This is a genomic window from Bacillus sp. 7884-1, assembly GCF_002272245.1.
GTDB lineage: Bacteria > Bacillota > Bacilli > Bacillales > Cytobacillaceae > Neobacillus.
Map to the genome: position 1 here is coordinate 1 of NZ_NPDD01000036.1, position 15,975 is coordinate 15,975.

Annotated in this window: 13 protein-coding genes; 6 read left to right on the plus strand and 7 right to left on the minus strand. The window is 37.7% G+C overall.

The features are described 5' to 3' along the window. Positions 1-213: 213 nt before the first annotated feature. The 7 genes from gyrA to dnaA all read right to left on the minus strand — a co-directional run bounded on the left by gyrA (position 214) and on the right by dnaA (position 9,355). Positions 214-2,781: a DNA gyrase subunit A gene (gyrA, locus tag CHI06_RS05190; protein ID WP_095247366.1), complete on the minus strand. Its 2,568-nt coding sequence runs from the start codon at positions 2,779-2,781 to the stop codon at positions 214-216. Positions 2,782-2,953: 172 nt separating this feature from the next. Next, the gene (gene gyrB / locus CHI06_RS05195; RefSeq protein WP_095247377.1) at positions 2,954-4,876 is read right to left on the minus strand and encodes a DNA topoisomerase (ATP-hydrolyzing) subunit B; all 1,923 of its coding nucleotides are present in this window, start codon (positions 4,874-4,876) and stop codon (positions 2,954-2,956) included. Positions 4,877-4,946: 70 nt separating this feature from the next. Then, positions 4,947-5,195 carry an extracellular matrix regulator RemB gene (remB, locus tag CHI06_RS05200; protein ID WP_095247367.1) on the minus strand — a complete coding sequence of 83 codons (249 nt, stop codon included), beginning with the start codon at positions 5,193-5,195 and terminating at the stop codon, positions 4,947-4,949. Positions 5,196-5,204: 9 nt separating this feature from the next. After that, a complete protein-coding gene (gene recF / locus CHI06_RS05205) occupies positions 5,205-6,323 on the minus strand; it encodes a DNA replication/repair protein RecF (protein WP_095247368.1) in 1,119 nt (372 codons plus the stop codon). 20 nt (positions 6,324-6,343) lie between these two features. Beyond that, on the minus strand, positions 6,344-6,559 hold the full coding sequence (gene yaaA / locus CHI06_RS05210) for a S4 domain-containing protein YaaA (RefSeq protein ID WP_095247369.1): 216 nt from the start codon (positions 6,557-6,559) through the stop codon (positions 6,344-6,346). 103 nt (positions 6,560-6,662) lie between these two features. Then, a complete protein-coding gene (gene dnaN / locus CHI06_RS05215; RefSeq protein ID WP_095247370.1) occupies positions 6,663-7,799 on the minus strand; it encodes a DNA polymerase III subunit beta in 1,137 nt (378 codons plus the stop codon). 209 nt (positions 7,800-8,008) lie between these two features. Further along, the gene (gene dnaA, locus CHI06_RS05220) at positions 8,009-9,355 is read right to left on the minus strand and encodes a chromosomal replication initiator protein DnaA (protein WP_095247371.1); all 1,347 of its coding nucleotides are present in this window, start codon (positions 9,353-9,355) and stop codon (positions 8,009-8,011) included. A 693-nt stretch (positions 9,356-10,048) separates the two neighbouring features. Here dnaA and rpmH point away from each other — a divergent pair. The 6 genes from rpmH (at position 10,049) to mnmG (ending at position 15,910) form a co-directional block, all read left to right on the plus strand. Then, on the plus strand, positions 10,049-10,183 hold the full coding sequence (rpmH, locus tag CHI06_RS05225) for a 50S ribosomal protein L34 (protein ID WP_007084526.1): 135 nt from the start codon (positions 10,049-10,051) through the stop codon (positions 10,181-10,183). An 83-nt stretch (positions 10,184-10,266) separates the two neighbouring features. Next, complete coding sequence (gene rnpA / locus CHI06_RS05230) at positions 10,267-10,611, plus strand: ribonuclease P protein component (protein WP_095247372.1); 345 nt, start codon at positions 10,267-10,269, stop codon at positions 10,609-10,611. 148 nt (positions 10,612-10,759) lie between these two features. Further along, a complete protein-coding gene (gene spoIIIJ / locus CHI06_RS05235) occupies positions 10,760-11,536 on the plus strand; it encodes a YidC family membrane integrase SpoIIIJ (RefSeq protein ID WP_095247373.1) in 777 nt (258 codons plus the stop codon). Beyond that, positions 11,533-12,153 (plus strand): RNA-binding cell elongation regulator Jag/EloR, encoded by a 621-nt coding sequence (gene jag, locus CHI06_RS05240; RefSeq protein WP_095247374.1) that lies wholly within the window; start codon positions 11,533-11,535, stop codon positions 12,151-12,153. Before spoIIIJ ends, jag begins: the two co-directional genes overlap by 4 nt. Before the next feature lie 281 nt (positions 12,154-12,434). Next, positions 12,435-13,820, plus strand: coding sequence for a tRNA uridine-5-carboxymethylaminomethyl(34) synthesis GTPase MnmE (gene mnmE / locus CHI06_RS05245; RefSeq protein WP_095247375.1), 1,386 nt, complete (start codon positions 12,435-12,437; stop codon positions 13,818-13,820). Between the two features lie 200 nt (positions 13,821-14,020). Further along, complete coding sequence (mnmG, locus tag CHI06_RS05250) at positions 14,021-15,910, plus strand: tRNA uridine-5-carboxymethylaminomethyl(34) synthesis enzyme MnmG (RefSeq protein WP_095247376.1); 1,890 nt, start codon at positions 14,021-14,023, stop codon at positions 15,908-15,910. Positions 15,911-15,975: the final 65 nt, after the last annotated feature.

The following is a 15,975-nucleotide window of genomic DNA, read 5'->3' on the forward strand; positions in this document are numbered from 1 at the left end:
ATTTTACTCTTTCGCTTTGAAGCGACTTTATTAATATATCATCTATTAATATGAATGTCAACGTTTAATTGTTTTTATCTTGCTTTACAATTAATAATCTTGCCGACTCAAATGAGTATATCAGCATTAGCACTATCAATCAAGAGAAAAATATCAAAATTCAAGAATTAATTTAAAAAGGAGCACCAAACTTGGTGCTCCTTTCAAAAAAGTTTATTCTTCAGTAGTATCAGAGATATCATCTTCAGAATTCAACTCATTATCTGCATGATCTTCTTCTGTTTCATCTGCGGCCTCTAAGCCTTCTATGCCTTCAGTATCCTCTGAATCTGTTTCTTCTGAAACTTCTTCTTTTTCTACTTTCGCAACAGTTGCAACAAAATCATGCTCATCGCCTTTGATACTAATTAATTTAACACCTTGCGTGTTTCGTCCCATGGTCGAAATGCCAGCTACATCGATACGAATAAGGACACCGCCAGTAGTGATTAGCATTAAGTCTTCTTCACCCGTTACAGCTCTTACGGAAACTAGAGGACCATTTTTCTCAGTAACGTGGCATGTTTTAATACCTTTACCGCCTCTTCCCTGGATACGGTATTCCTCTGCAGGTGTACGCTTACCATATCCGTTCTTTGTAACAATAAGGATGCTGCTATTATCCTCAAGTACTTCCATACCGACTACCTCATCATCACTATCTAAGGTAATCCCTTTAACTCCCGTTGCAGTTCTGCCCATAGACCTGACATCTGTTTCAGGGAAACGGATCAGCATTCCCTTTTTCGTACCAATAATCATATGCTTTGTTCCATCCGTTAATCGAACTGAGATCAGTTCATCACCTTCACGAAGATTCAACGCAATTAGACCATTATTACGAATATGTGCAAAGGATGTTAATGGAGAACGCTTTGAAATACCTTCTTTTGTTGTAAAGAATAGGTACCAGTCATCAACAAATTCTTCAATTGGAATAATGGCATTGACCCATTCTCCTTTTTCAACTCCAAGAAGGTTAATGATTGGCAGTCCTTTAGCCGTACGGCTGAATTCAGGAATTTCATATCCCTTTGAACGGTATACCTTTCCTTTATTCGTAAAGAATAGAATCGTATCATGAGTAGAGGTCGTGATTAAATGCTCAACGAAATCGTCCTCATTGGTTCCCATTCCTTGAATACCTCTTCCGCCTCTTTTTTGGGCACGATAAGTAGATACAGGAAGACGTTTGATATAGCCATTGTGTGTTAACGTAATTACTACATTTTCTCGTGGGATGAGGTCTTCATCCTCAATATTTTCAATTCCGCCTGTTACGATTTCCGTACGGCGCTTATCATTAAATCGCTCTTTGATTTCTAGTAATTCTTCACGAATGATTTCTAGAACCTTTTCATCATCCGCTAAAATAGCTTTTAACTCAGCGATAAGCTTTACTAAATTTTGGTATTCTTCCTCAATTTTCTCTCGTTCCAAACCAGTTAAACGCTGCAAACGCATATCAAGAATTGCTTGGGCTTGCTTTTCGGAAAGGTTAAATTGTGTCATCAAACCTTCACGTGCAATATCCGTTGTCTGCGAGCTTCGAATTAAGCTAATAACAGCATCCAGATTGTCCAATGCAATTCTTAAACCATCCAAAATATGAGCACGTGCTTCGGCTTTTCGTAGCTCAAACTCTGTCCTTCTGCGAATAACTACGATTTGATGGTCTAAATAATAGACTAAACATTGTTTTAGATTTAACACCCTTGGATGTCCGTTTACAAGTGCTAATGTATTGATTCCAAAGCTAGTTTGCAGTGATGTTTGTTTATATAGATTATTTAAGAGGACATTCGCATTTGCATCTTTACGAACCTCAATAACAATCCGCATTCCATTACGATCGGATTCATCCCGTAAATCTGTAATGCCTTCTATTTTTTTATCGCGATGTAATTCCGCAATTCTTTCAACTAATTTTGCCTTATTTACTTGATATGGCAACTCATTAACAATGATAACTTCTTTGCCATTTGATTTTTGTTCAATTTCTACTTTCCCGCGAATAGTTATTGATCCTCTGCCTGTTTCGTATGCTTTACGAATACCACTCCTACCAATGATGATTCCTCCTGTTGGAAAATCCGGACCAGGAATGATTTCCATTAACTCTTGAATTGATATTTCTGGATCATTGGAAATGGCTAATACTCCGTCAATAACCTCACCAAGCTGGTGTGGTGGAATATTAGTAGCCATACCAACAGCAATACCCATAGAACCATTGACTAATAGGTTAGGGAATCTAGCTGGTAAAACAGAAGGCTCTCTTTCCTCACCATCATAGTTATCTTGAAAATCAATCGTATCTTTGTTTAAATCTCTTAATAATTCCATTGAGATTTTAGACATTCTAGACTCTGTATAACGCATCGCTGCAGCCGAGTCACCATCCACTGAACCAAAGTTACCATGACCATCCACAAGCATATAACGATAGTTAAAATCCTGCGCCATCCGTACCATCGTTTCATAAACGGCAGAATCTCCATGAGGGTGATATTTACCGATTACATCCCCTACAATACGAGCTGATTTTTTATATGGTTTATCAGCATGTATTCCCAGGTCATGCATAGCGTATAAAATACGGCGATGAACTGGCTTTAAACCATCTCGAACATCTGGAAGGGCACGAGAAACAATAACACTCATTGCATAGTCAAGAAATGATGTTTTCATTTCATGACTGATATTAATATCTTTTATTTGAGAATTTGGTGTTTCTGCCATTGTAGTACCTCCTATTTTGGTGACATCTTGCCTTTTAATAGTCATCATAGTTCCTAGATAAACGAAAAAAGGAGGATAGTGGTCACCCCTCTATCCTTTTCTATATACGCTTTTCTTTATGTCCAGCTCCGGCGGCTAGGGTCTCGAGGTCATAAGCCGCCTCCGCTCTTCTTTAAATATCTAAGTTCTTCACGTATTGTGCATTTGCTTCAATAAAGTTACGACGAGGCTCTACTTTGTCACCCATTAACATTTCAAATGTCTCATCTGCTTCAATCGCATCTTCTAGACTTACTTGAAGCATGGTTCTATTAGAAGGATCCATTGTCGTTTCCCATAATTGTTCAGGATTCATTTCTCCTAAACCTTTGTAACGTTGGATATTAGGCTTCGGCTGGCTTGGAAGCTCGGCGAATATTTTCTCCAGCTCTTTGTCATCATAAGCATACCGAATCTTTTTTCCTTGCTGCACTTTATATAAAGGCGGCTGTGCGATATATACATAACCAGCTTCTAAAATTTTTCGAATATAACGGTAAAAGAAAGTTAACAATAGTGTTCGAATATGAGCACCATCAACATCCGCATCCGTCATAATGACGATTTTATGATATCTCGCTTTCGCAATATCAAAATCTTCTCCAATACCTGTTCCGATTGCCGTTATCATGGAACGAACCTCGTTATTAGAAAGGATCCTGTCTAAACGTGCTTTCTCAACATTTAGGATTTTTCCTCTCAATGGCAGAATCGCTTGGAAATGACGATCACGGCCCTGTTTTGCTGAACCGCCTGCCGAGTCACCCTCTACGATGTACAATTCACTAATAGATGGATCCTTTGAAGAACAGTCTGCTAATTTCCCAGGTAAACTAGAAACCTCTAAAGCACTCTTACGGCGCGTCAGTTCCCTTGCCTTTTTAGCAGCCAGTCTTGCTCTCGCAGCCATAAGTCCCTTTTCAACAATCTTTCTAGCTACTTGAGGATTTTCTAATAAAAACTTATCAAAATGACTTGAAAACAATGAATCAGTTATTGTTCTTACTTCAGAGTTTCCAAGCTTCGTTTTTGTTTGGCCTTCGAATTGCGGGTCTGGATGTTTGATTGAGACAATTGCTGTTAATCCTTCACGCACATCATCACCAGATAAATTCGTGTCATTCTCTTTAATCAAACCACTTTTTCTTGCATAATCATTAATAACTCGGGTTAATCCTGTTTTAAATCCAGATTCATGTGTTCCGCCTTCATAGGTATGGATGTTATTAGCAAAGGAGTAAATGCTATCTGTATATCCCTCATTGTATTGAAGTGCTACTTCAACGCTAATACCATCGCGTTCTCCCTCAAGAAAAATTGGTTCTTCATGTATAACTTCCTTCGTGCGGTTTAAATGCTCTACATAGGATTTGATTCCGCCTTCGTAGTAGTATTCATTCTGTTTATTTTCCACACGGTTATCTTTAATCGTAATTTTAAGTCCACGATTTAAGAATGCCAATTCACGCAGACGGGTTGCTAGAATATCATACTCATATTCCAATGTTTCAGTAAAGATTTCTCCATCTGGTTTAAAGTGGACAATCGTACCCGTTTTGTCGGTAGTTCCAATGATCTCTAATTCTTTAGATACCGCACCACGTTCGAATTTAATGCAGTAAATATTACCGTCACGATGTACATGGACCTCTAGGTTGGTGGAGAGGGCATTAACAACTGAAGCACCTACGCCATGCAGACCTCCAGAAACCTTATATCCGCCGCCGCCGAATTTACCTCCGGCATGAAGAACAGTCATTATGACTTCAACTGCTGGTCTGCCCATTTTTTCTTGAATTCCAACGGGAACACCACGCCCGTTATCTATAACGGTTATACTGTTATCTTCTTCAATAATTACATTGATTTCATCACAATAACCAGCCAAAGCCTCATCAATACTGTTATCTACAATTTCCCAAACAAGATGATGGAGACCTTTTCCACTCGTTGAACCAATGTACATACCAGGTCTTTTTCTAACAGCCTCTAGACCTTCGAGAACTTGTATCTGATCCGCACCATATTCTTGTTCTTCGACTATTTTTTGTTCCATTGTCATATCGTTCACCCCGCACTTTCATTCAAAAAAATACTCTATTCACCTAAAATGAAAAATAATAATTTCAATATTCCTGCATTTCCTTTTGATTTGAACGTTTTTTTAATGTTCCGGAAGAAATAGGGGATAAATAAACCTTGTCATATGTAATTACGACCGATTTAAAGGGGTTTTTTGAAAGGTTAACGAGCTTTTCCTTATGCTGTTTTAAGAATTCCTCAAGTAAATTTGATGAATTCACGCACCCTTTATCAAGAATGGCGATTATATCTTTCGCCCTGATATTTAAATCTTCCCCAACATGTATATACACACTTCCACCTCAATTAACTTTATTGATAAAACCAGACTCTACTTCAAAAGTCGAAGCCTCTTTTAATGTTTGATGATGGATGCCGTCAACGCTAGTTGTTGTTACAAATGTTTGGACTTTTCCTTGTATGGTATTAAGCAAGTGTGACTGACGATAGTCATCTAATTCAGATAAGACATCATCTAGGAGTAAGATTGGATATTCGCGAATTTCTGAATGAATTAACTCAATTTCGGCAAGTTTAACAGAAAGCGCGGTTGTTCTTTGCTGGCCTTGTGAGCCAAACGTTGAGACATCTCTCTCATTGACAAAAAACAACAAATCATCACGATGAGGTCCAAATAGGGTTGTTCCTCGTTCTATTTCCCTTGTTCTGACTTTGCTGAATTTTTCCTCGAAGCATGCTTTCATTTTCGACAAATCTTGGTCTTCTAATACATCCACTGATGGTTTATAGACAATTTCCAATGATTCGAGTCCTCGAGAAATGCCTTTATGAATAGGTTTAGCCCAATTTTCAAGCAAATGAAGAAATTCAAATCTTTTTAGTACAATTCTCACAGCCATATCAATAAACTGCTCCGTAAGAATTTCGAGCATGGTTTGGTCTGTCTGTTTTTTTATTTGCAGCATCTTCAAAAAATGATTACGTTGCTGAAGTATTTTTTGGTACTGACTCATATCATGTAAATAAATGGGCGAAACCTGCCCAATTTCCATATCAATAAACCGCCTTCTTATTTGAGGGCTGCCTTTAACTAAATTTAAATCTTCCGGTGCAAACATGACTACATTCATGTTCCCGACATATTGACTTAATTTTCGCTGTTCCATATGATTGCATCTAGCTTTTTTGCCTTTTTTAGAAATAATTAATTGCAAAGGCAAAGAACTGTATTGTTTTTGGACCCTACCCTCTATTTTAGCATACTCCTGATCCCAGCGAATAAGATCTTTATCATTTGATGTCCGGTGGGATTTAGCCATTGCTAAAACATAGATAGATTCCATCACATTTGTTTTACCCTGAGCATTTTCCCCAAGGATCACATTTACTTTATTTTCAAATTCAACTGATAGGCTCTCATAATTCCGATAATTTCTTAGCGCTAATTGTTCAATATACATGAAAACGACACAACCTTTAGTTACTCGGTTATCAAAAATTCTCCGTGACCAGGAATTCTCACTTTATCTCCTACTCGAAGCTTTCTACCTCTTCTTTGATCTTGTTCTCCATTAATAAAAATATCGTTTTCACCTAAAAACCATTTTGCCATACCACCAGATTGGATGACTTCAGCTAATTTAAGAAATTGTCCTAACGTAATAAACTCAGTATTTAGCTTTATTTCTTCGGGCAATGTTAATCACTCATTTCTAAAATGGTCTCAATACTTTATTTTACTAAAAAAAGATAAATAAAGAAAGTCACCAAAATCATGGTGACTATTTGTAAAATTTATCCTAGTAAGTTCTAACTGGCAAAATCAACTGTAGTGTTGTCTCATCATGTAACGGTTTAATAACAAATGGCCGCATTGCACCAGTAAAACTCACTCTTATATCTGTACCTTCTAGTGCCTTTAAGGCATCCATCATATATTTAGCACTAAAGGATATCTTTAATTCTTCTCCATCAATTGATTGACTTTGTATTTCCTCGACAACTTTACCTACTTCAGGTGTGTTAGAAGAAATTTCAATTACACCTCTATCAATTGTTGAAAGTTTGACTACATTGTTTCTACCTTCACGCGCTAATAGGGAAGCACGATCGATAGCATGAAGGAATTCCTTAGTATTAACAATGATTTCTGTTTTACTTTCATTTGGAATCAGTCTAGAAGTATCAGGATAATTCCCTTCAAGCAGCCTTGAGAAAAATAACAGATGCTTTGCTTTAAACAATATTTGATTTTCGGTTATAACGATATCAATTAGTTCGTTCGAGTCATCAATGATTTTACTCAATTCATTCAAACTCTTCCCTGGAATCACTACATTGTAGCTTTCGTTATTTTCCGTTTCAATTTTTGCTTTTCTTAAAGCTAGGCGGTGACTATCTGTTGCAATACAGTTTAATTCGCCATTTTCAATCTTCCAGTTTACACCTGTCAAGATGGGACGTGTTTCTGAGGTGGACACTGCGAAAAAGGTTTGACGAATCATCATTTTTAACAAATCGGTTGGAATATGAAATTTATTATTTTCTTCAATTTGTGGCAGGTGTGGATACTCCTCTGCATCAAGTCCGTTCAAATTAAATTCTGATTTACCAGAACGAATAACAGTCTGTAATGACCCAAGTACTTCAATTTCAACACTATCCGTCGGTAATTTCTTCACAATCTCACTAAAGAATTTTGCTTGAAGGACAATGGAACCACTTTGTTTAATCTCAACGATTTCGTCTCCAGCTTCCTCATTTGGAATAAATGATTCAATTGAAATATCTGAATCACTTCCTGTTAGGGTGACTCCTTCGCTGCTAGCTGTAATTTTAATTCCTGTCAGAATTGGAATTGTTGTTCTTGATGTAACAGCCTTCATTACATCTTGGACACTTTGAACAAGACGGTCCCTTTGGATGATAAATCTCATATCAAAATCCTCCCAGCAATTTTTAATTTCTAAGTACGAATAAATTGGTTTTCTGTAACATATAATAATAAGTTTTTTAAAAGAAAAAATAGTAGAAGTACTAGTAGGGCCTGTTAGTATGTGGATAACTCACTTTTTACAATGGAAACACAGTCTATCAACATGTGGACAGACTGTGTATAAACTAGGACGAGTTATTCACAATTACATTAAACTTTCAACAGTTCATTTAATTCTTTCATTTGCTTTTGCAGCTGAAGGTCAGTTTGCAATAACCTGGATATCTTTTCATGAGCATGGATGACAGTAGTATGATCACGCCCTCCAAACTCTTCGCCTATCTTAGGCAGAGAATAATCGGTTAATTCCCGTGATAAATACATAGCAATTTGTCTAGGAAAAGCTACAGATTTTGTCCGTTTTTTAGCTTTAAAATCTTCAAGCTTAACACTGTAGTGTTCACCGACTGTTCTTTGGATTTCATGAATGGTGATTACCCTTGGCTTTGAACTTGGAATGATATCTCTTAAAGCTTCGGATGCTAAATCTGCATTAATATCCTTATTGATTAAGGAAGAATAAGCAACTACACGGATTAATGCGCCCTCTAGCTCTCTGATATTTGTATCGATTTGATTTGCTATATAGAGCATAACTTCGTTTGGAATATCTAAGCCTTCTGCCTTAGCCTTTTTTCTGAGAATGGCAATTCTTGTTTCTAAATCTGGTGGAGTAATATCCGTAATTAATCCCCATTCAAAGCGTGACCGAAGGCGATCCTCTAGTGTCGGAATTTCCCTTGGCGGACGATCACTTGAGATGACTATTTGCTTGCTTTCTTCATGAAGTGTATTAAAAGTATGGAAAAATTCCTCTTGTGTTGATTCTTTTCCTGCTAAAAATTGAATATCATCAATTAAAAGCACATCCACATTTCGATATTTATTGCGGAATTCTACAGCTTTATTATCACGAATAGAGTTAATAAATTCATTCGTGAATTTTTCTGAAGATAAATAAACCACTTTAGCGTTCGGTTTATGCTCTAAAACATAATGACCAATCGCATGCATTAAGTGTGTTTTTCCTAATCCAACGCCCCCATAAATGAATAAGGGATTATACGCTTTTGCTGGTGCTTCAGCTACAGCAAGGGATGCAGCGTGAGCAAACCTGTTGCCAGAACCAATGACAAACGTATCAAACAAGTATTTAGGATTTAATATATTTTGCGGAAAATCATGTTGATCTTCCTCTCTTTTTGCCTTTTTAGCTGGCAATAACAGGTCTGGGTCTTCCTCTTTTTGATTTTGCGGAATAATGAACTTAACAGATAGCTCTTCGCCAGTAATTTCGTACAGAATACCAGCAATTAACTGGGAATAACGCTCCTCGAGCCAATCACGTGCAAATTCATTTGGAGCAGTGATCACAAGTAGATCGCCTTGAAGGGAATGGGCCTTTGTGGACTTCAGCCAGGTGTCATAACTAGGTTTGCTAATCTTTTTCTCAATATTGGCTAGAGCAGCATTCCAAAGATCCGCAATATTCTCCAACGGTTGTCCCTCCTTTTTTCTTTATCTATCTATTATTGAAATGCACTTTGCAGTTTGTTTCTCGTCTAGACTCCATATATAGTGATATTTTTTCACAAAGAGTTAGGAAGTATCCTCATTCGAAATGAACAAAAGTTTGTGAAAAAACAACCGTTATACAAGCTGTACAACCTACTAATTTATAAATATACGAAACAATGGTTGTGGAAAAACATAATATAGGAAATAAAGTGGAGTTTCGACAATATACACCGCTTGTGGACAAGTTTCTGCAGTATGCCAGAACAACTTGTCCACACCTTATCCACAATTTGTGGATAACATATTTTAAGACGAAGTTATTCAGAGTGAAAACACAAATATAATATCAAATAAAAGGCAGACGTGCAATGCCTTTTAATGGTTTATCCACAACGGTAACAATCTGTGATTAAAACTTGTCCACAAGTAGTATGTCCTGTGCAAAAACTGTCAATATCTTGTGAAACTGCGAAAAAAAAGTCGAAAAAAATATCCACAGGTAAATTTTAATAGAGCTTTTGGAAAATAATGATCTCGTGATTAAAAAAGATCTCACTGCAAAAAATTTGAATACTGGGAACAATATTATATGGGCGGTTGACAATATCGGGGTCCGTCTTTATAATAAATTAGACTGTCTTTAACAGCTATTCCTCAGGGAGGTGTCTTATAATGAAAAGAACATATCAACCAAATAAACGTAAACATAGTAAAGTTCACGGTTTCCGCAGTCGTATGAGCTCAGCTAACGGACGTAAAGTTCTAGCACGCCGTCGTCTAAAAGGAAGAAAAGTATTATCAGCTTAGGCCACTGAAACATCAGTGGTCTTTTTTCTAATAAAGTATCTTTCAGAGTGGAAAAGTTTTTGTGTAGATGGAAGGTGTTTTCTATGAAGAAAGAATTACGGGTAAAGAAGAATAAAGAATTCCAAGAAGCATTTCAAAAGGGACAATCATTCGCAAATCGACAATTTGTTGTCTATAGTCTGAAGAAAGAGGATCAAGACTATTTTCGAATTGGGCTGTCTGTTAGCAAAAAAATTGGAAATGCTGTGATGAGAAATCAAATAAAAAGATACATAAGACAAGCTGTTTTCGAATTATCAGATTTACTTTTACCAAGTAATGATTACGTCATTATTGCTAGAAAACCTACTGCTGAAATGGACTTTTTTGAGGTGAAAAAGAGCTTAACTCATGTATTTAAGGTAGGAAAGGTTTTAAAGAAAAAGTAATCAGCCAAAATAATGTTGTATCTCTAAATTTAGGAGACAAATTATTCTAAAATATGGTAAAATACCTATGAAATATTCCGGTTGGCTATATTTAAATAAGGTATTTCCAATTAAATAGTATATATATTGTTTAAGGAGGAAATTTCGGTTGAAGAAACGAATATTACTTTTGATTGGTATCGTTTCTGTTTTTCTGTTTTTAACAGGATGTACAGAAATTAATAAGCCAATTGACGCTGAAAGTACAGGTTTTTGGAACGAATATATTGTCTATCCGCTCTCCTGGGTAATTGTGAAAGGGGCAGAAATCCTTGGCGGAAGCTTTGGATTTTCATTGATTGTCGTTACACTTTTAATTCGGTTAGCAATTTTACCACTAATGATAAAACAGACTAGAAGCTCCAAAGCCATGCAGGCACTGCAGCCAGAAATGAAGGCTCTTCGAGAAAAATACAGTTCTAAGGATCAGAAAACACAACAGAAATTACAGCAAGAAACAATGGCACTTTTTCAAAAGCACGGAGTAAATCCGATGGCGGGATGTTTTCCATTAATCGTCCAAATGCCTATCCTAATTGGTTTTTACCATGCAATTTCAAGAACAAGAGAAATTGCTGATCACAGTTTCCTATGGTTTGATCTTGGAGACAAGGATCCTTTTTATATCTTACCGATTATTGCGGGAATCACCACTTTTATTCAGCAAAAATTGATGATGGCCGGACAAGAGCATAATCCGCAAATGGCGATGATGCTTTGGATGATGCCGATTATGATTGTCATTTTTGCTTTTAATTTCCCTGCAGCCCTTTCCTTGTATTGGGTAGTAGGAAATCTTTTCATGATTGTTCAAACCTATTTCATTAAAGGACCGGATTTGAAAAAAGTGCAAGAATCCGGTAAAGCGGGAGGAGCAAAAAAGTGAAACAAGTAACTGCTACCGGACAAACTGTCAAAGAAGCAGTGGAATCAGCTTTAGCTCAATTAAATACAACAAAAGACCGCGCAGATGTAGCTATTATCGATGAAGGTAAAAAAGGTATTTTTGGAATTTTTGGTTCGCGTCCCGCTGTCGTTAAGGTTACGGTGATTATTGACCCAATTGATGAAGCAAGGAAGTTTCTGCTTCAGGTTAGTGAACAAATGGGAGCTCCCATCAGTATTGAAATGAAACGCGATGGAAAACAAGTTTTGTTCATTATGACTGGAGAAAAGATTGCTCTTTTGATTGGAAAAAGAGGACAAACTTTAAATTCGCTCCAATATTTAACGCAGCTAATCATTAATCGCTTTTCAAATCAATATTTAACGGTTATTTTGGATGCAGAGGATTACCGAAATCGCAGAAATGATACGTTGATTCAATTGGCTCATCGTCTTGCCCTAAAGGCTTTAAAGACTGGCAAGGATGTAGCATTGGAGCCAATGCCTTCATACGAGCGTAAAGTCATTCACACAGCTTTATCCGATAACAAACGTGTAAAAACTTTTTCAGATGGATCAGATCCACACAGACATATCGTTATTTCACCAGTCAAATAAAAAAATGGGAGAGACATCCTTTGTCGAAGGATGTCTTTTTTTTGCGTTTTGTCGTAATTTAGAATCTAAAAGTATCTGTTTATAACAATTATATGAAATCTCTTGTTTTATTGTTATTCACATGTGGATAAGTTAAAATAATACGTAGTCATTAAACAGACTGTGGATAATTAGCTAAAGGGTTTCTGGTTTTTCAGATGAAGATTCTGTGGTATTCTAATAATTTGGTGTAAAAATATTCGTTTATATATAGATTAATTTTATAAAGAGTGGTGAAAGTAATGGAATTTGATACGATAGCTGCTATATCGACACCAATGGGTGAGGGAGCAATTGCAATTGTACGATTGAGTGGCGATGATTCCATTAAAATTGGTGATCAAGTTTTTCGAAGCATCGGTGGTAAAAGATTGGCAGAAGTTCCGACACATACAATACATTATGGACATTTAATCGATCCTAAGAATGAACAAGTGATCGAAGAAGTAATGATATCGGTTATGAAGGGTCCAAAAACTTTTACAAAAGAGGATGTAGTGGAAATAAATTGTCACGGCGGGATTGTTTCAGTAAATCGAGTACTGCAGCATGTATTAGCCAATGGGGCTAGGCTTGCAGAACCAGGTGAGTTCACGAAACGGGCATTTTTAAATGGACGGATTGATTTATCTCAAGCTGAAGCTGTAATGGATTTGATTCGGGCCAAAACAGATCGGGCTATGAATGTAGCACTGGGACAAATGGAAGGGCGTTTATCAAAATTAATTAGGGGATTACGCCAGGAAATTTTAGAGATACTCGCGCATGTTGAAGTGAACATCGATTACCCGGAATATGATGATGTCGAAGAAATGACGCATAAAATGCTATTAGAAAAAGCCATGTATGTTCGGGATGAACTTAAAAAGCTGCTGCAAACCTCTCAGCAAGGAAAAATATTGCGTGAAGGCCTTTCAACGGTCATTGTTGGCCGTCCAAACGTTGGGAAATCTTCGTTATTGAATAGTCTCGTTCAAGAAAATAAAGCAATTGTCACGGATATACCTGGAACTACCCGTGATGTCATTGAGGAATATGTCAATGTACGCGGGGTACCACTTAGACTGTTGGACACTGCAGGAATAAGAGAAACAGAAGATATTGTTGAAAGAATTGGAGTAGAAAAATCTAGACAGGTATTAAAGGAAGCCGATTTAATATTGTTAGTGTTAAATCATGCTGATAAATTTACAAAAGAGGATGAAAATCTTTTTGAAGCTGTTAAGGGCATGGATGTGATTGTCATTGTCAATAAGACAGACCTCACGCAGCAAATTGATATGGATCGTGTAAAGCAATTGGCAAAAGAGCATAAAATCGTCACTACTTCATTATTAGAGGACCGTGGCGTGGATGAGCTTGAGGAAGCAATATCCTCGTTATTCTTTGCAGGTACAATTGACGCTGGCGATATGACCTATCTATCGAACAGCCGCCATATTGCTTTGATTGGCCAAAGTTTGCATACAATAGAAGAAGCAATTGCTGGAGTAGAAATGGGAACTCCAATTGATATAGTTCAAATAGATATAACCAGAACGTGGGAACTGCTTGGTGAAGTAATCGGTGAAAGTGTACACGAAAGTTTAATTGACCAGTTATTTTCACAGTTCTGTTTAGGAAAGTAGGAAAAGCGGAGGCGGCTTCGGAACAAGCACAGCTTGTTCCTGCGAAGATTATTCTAAAGATTTCCTTAGCGTTCAGCCCCGACAAGCGCTGGAGGGCCAGCCGGAGAAGTCGCGTACCTTGACTTCTTTGGATAGACCGAAGTGACCTCGAGGGGCTAGACGCCGGAGCTAGACAATAGTTTTGAAAGAGGAGGAAAGAGATGTCATACGAAGCAGGTAATTTTGACGTTGTGGTCATTGGTGCCGGACATGCTGGCTGTGAGGCGGGTCTTGCGGCGGCACGAATGGGTGCTAAAACATTAATGATTACGATTAACCTAGATATGGTTGCCTTTATGCCTTGTAATCCATCGATTGGCGGACCTGCTAAAGGGATAGTTGTCCGGGAAATAGATGCACTAGGCGGGGAAATGGGTAGAAATATAGATAAAACGTATATACAAATGAGGATGTTGAATACGGGGAAAGGCCCTGCGGTCCGTGCATTACGGGCGCAGGCAGATAAAGTTGACTATCAATTTGAGATGAAAAAAACGATTGAAGATACACCAAACCTGACACTCCTTCAAGGTATGGTTGAACAATTAATCGTGGAGGAAGGCGTCTGTGTCGGCGTCATTACAAAGACAGGAGCTATATATCGTGCCAAAACGGTCGTTATTACGACTGGTACGTACCTGCGCGGGGAAATTATCCTTGGTGAATTAAAATACTCAAGCGGTCCTAATAACCAACAGCCCTCCATTAAGTTATCTGAGCATTTAGAAGAACTTGGTTTTGCGTTGGTTCGTTTTAAGACGGGCACTCCGCCAAGGGTCAATAGTCATACGATTGATTACAGCAAAACAGAGATTCAGCCGGGTGATGAAGTTCCAAGGGCATTCTCATATGAAACAACCAAGTATATTACCGATCAGCTTCCATGCTGGTTAACTTATACAAATGAACAAACACATACATTAATTGATCAAAACCTCCATCGTTCACCGATGTATTCCGGAATGATCAAAGGAACAGGTCCGCGTTACTGTCCATCCATTGAAGATAAAGTGGTCCGTTTTAATGATAAGCCGCGCCACCAAATTTTCCTTGAGCCAGAGGGAAGAAAGACGCAAGAAGTTTATGTTCAAGGCTTGTCGACTAGTTTGCCTGAAGATGTTCAGCAGCAAATTCTCAAAACAATTCCAGGATTAGAAAATGTTCAAATGATGAGATCTGGATACGCGATTGAGTATGACGCCATTGATCCAACTCAGCTTTGGCCAACACTTGAAACAAAGGTTGTAAAAAATCTCTTTACGGCTGGACAGATTAACGGAACTTCCGGGTATGAAGAAGCAGCAGGACAAGGAATTATGGCAGGAATCAATGCCGGGCTGAATGCACTCGGAAAGGAACCGTTAATTCTTAGCCGTTCAGATGCTTATATTGGTGTGTTAATCGATGATTTAATCACAAAGGGAACAAGTGAACCTTATCGTTTGTTAACATCAAGAGCAGAATATCGTCTACTTTTACGCCATGATAATGCTGACTTACGGTTAACGGAGATTGGTCACTCCATTGGTCTGATACCAGAGGAGCGTTATCAAAGATTTTTAGCTAAAAAGGATGCGGTTGAGGCGGAAAAAGAAAGGCTTTCATCTATTCGCATAAAACCTTCAACAGAAGTTCAAGAGTTAATCCGAAGCATCGGCGGCAGTGAGCTTAAAGATGGAATTCTTGCTGCGGATTTATTGAAACGGCCCGAAGTGACTTATGAACACATCGAAAGACTGACACCTAGTGAGGTTGAGTTAGATCAGGATATAAAAGAGCAGGTTGAAATCCAAGTTAAATATGAAGGATACATTGAAAAGTCACTTCAGCAGGTCGAACGCTTAAAGAAAATGGAGAACAAGAAAATCCCTGAAAATATCGATTATGATTCCATTTCAGGACTTGCAAATGAAGCAAAACAAAACTTAAAACAAATCAAACCATTATCACTTGCCCAAGCTTCAAGGATTTCCGGTGTAAACCCTGCCGATATCTCAATCCTCCTTATCTATTTAGAACAAGGAAGAATAGCAAAAACGAGTAATTTATAATTAGGCTAAGTTAAGGCTAATAATTGATTTTGGCACTCTGTTGATTGGAACGGAAGGCACGAGAC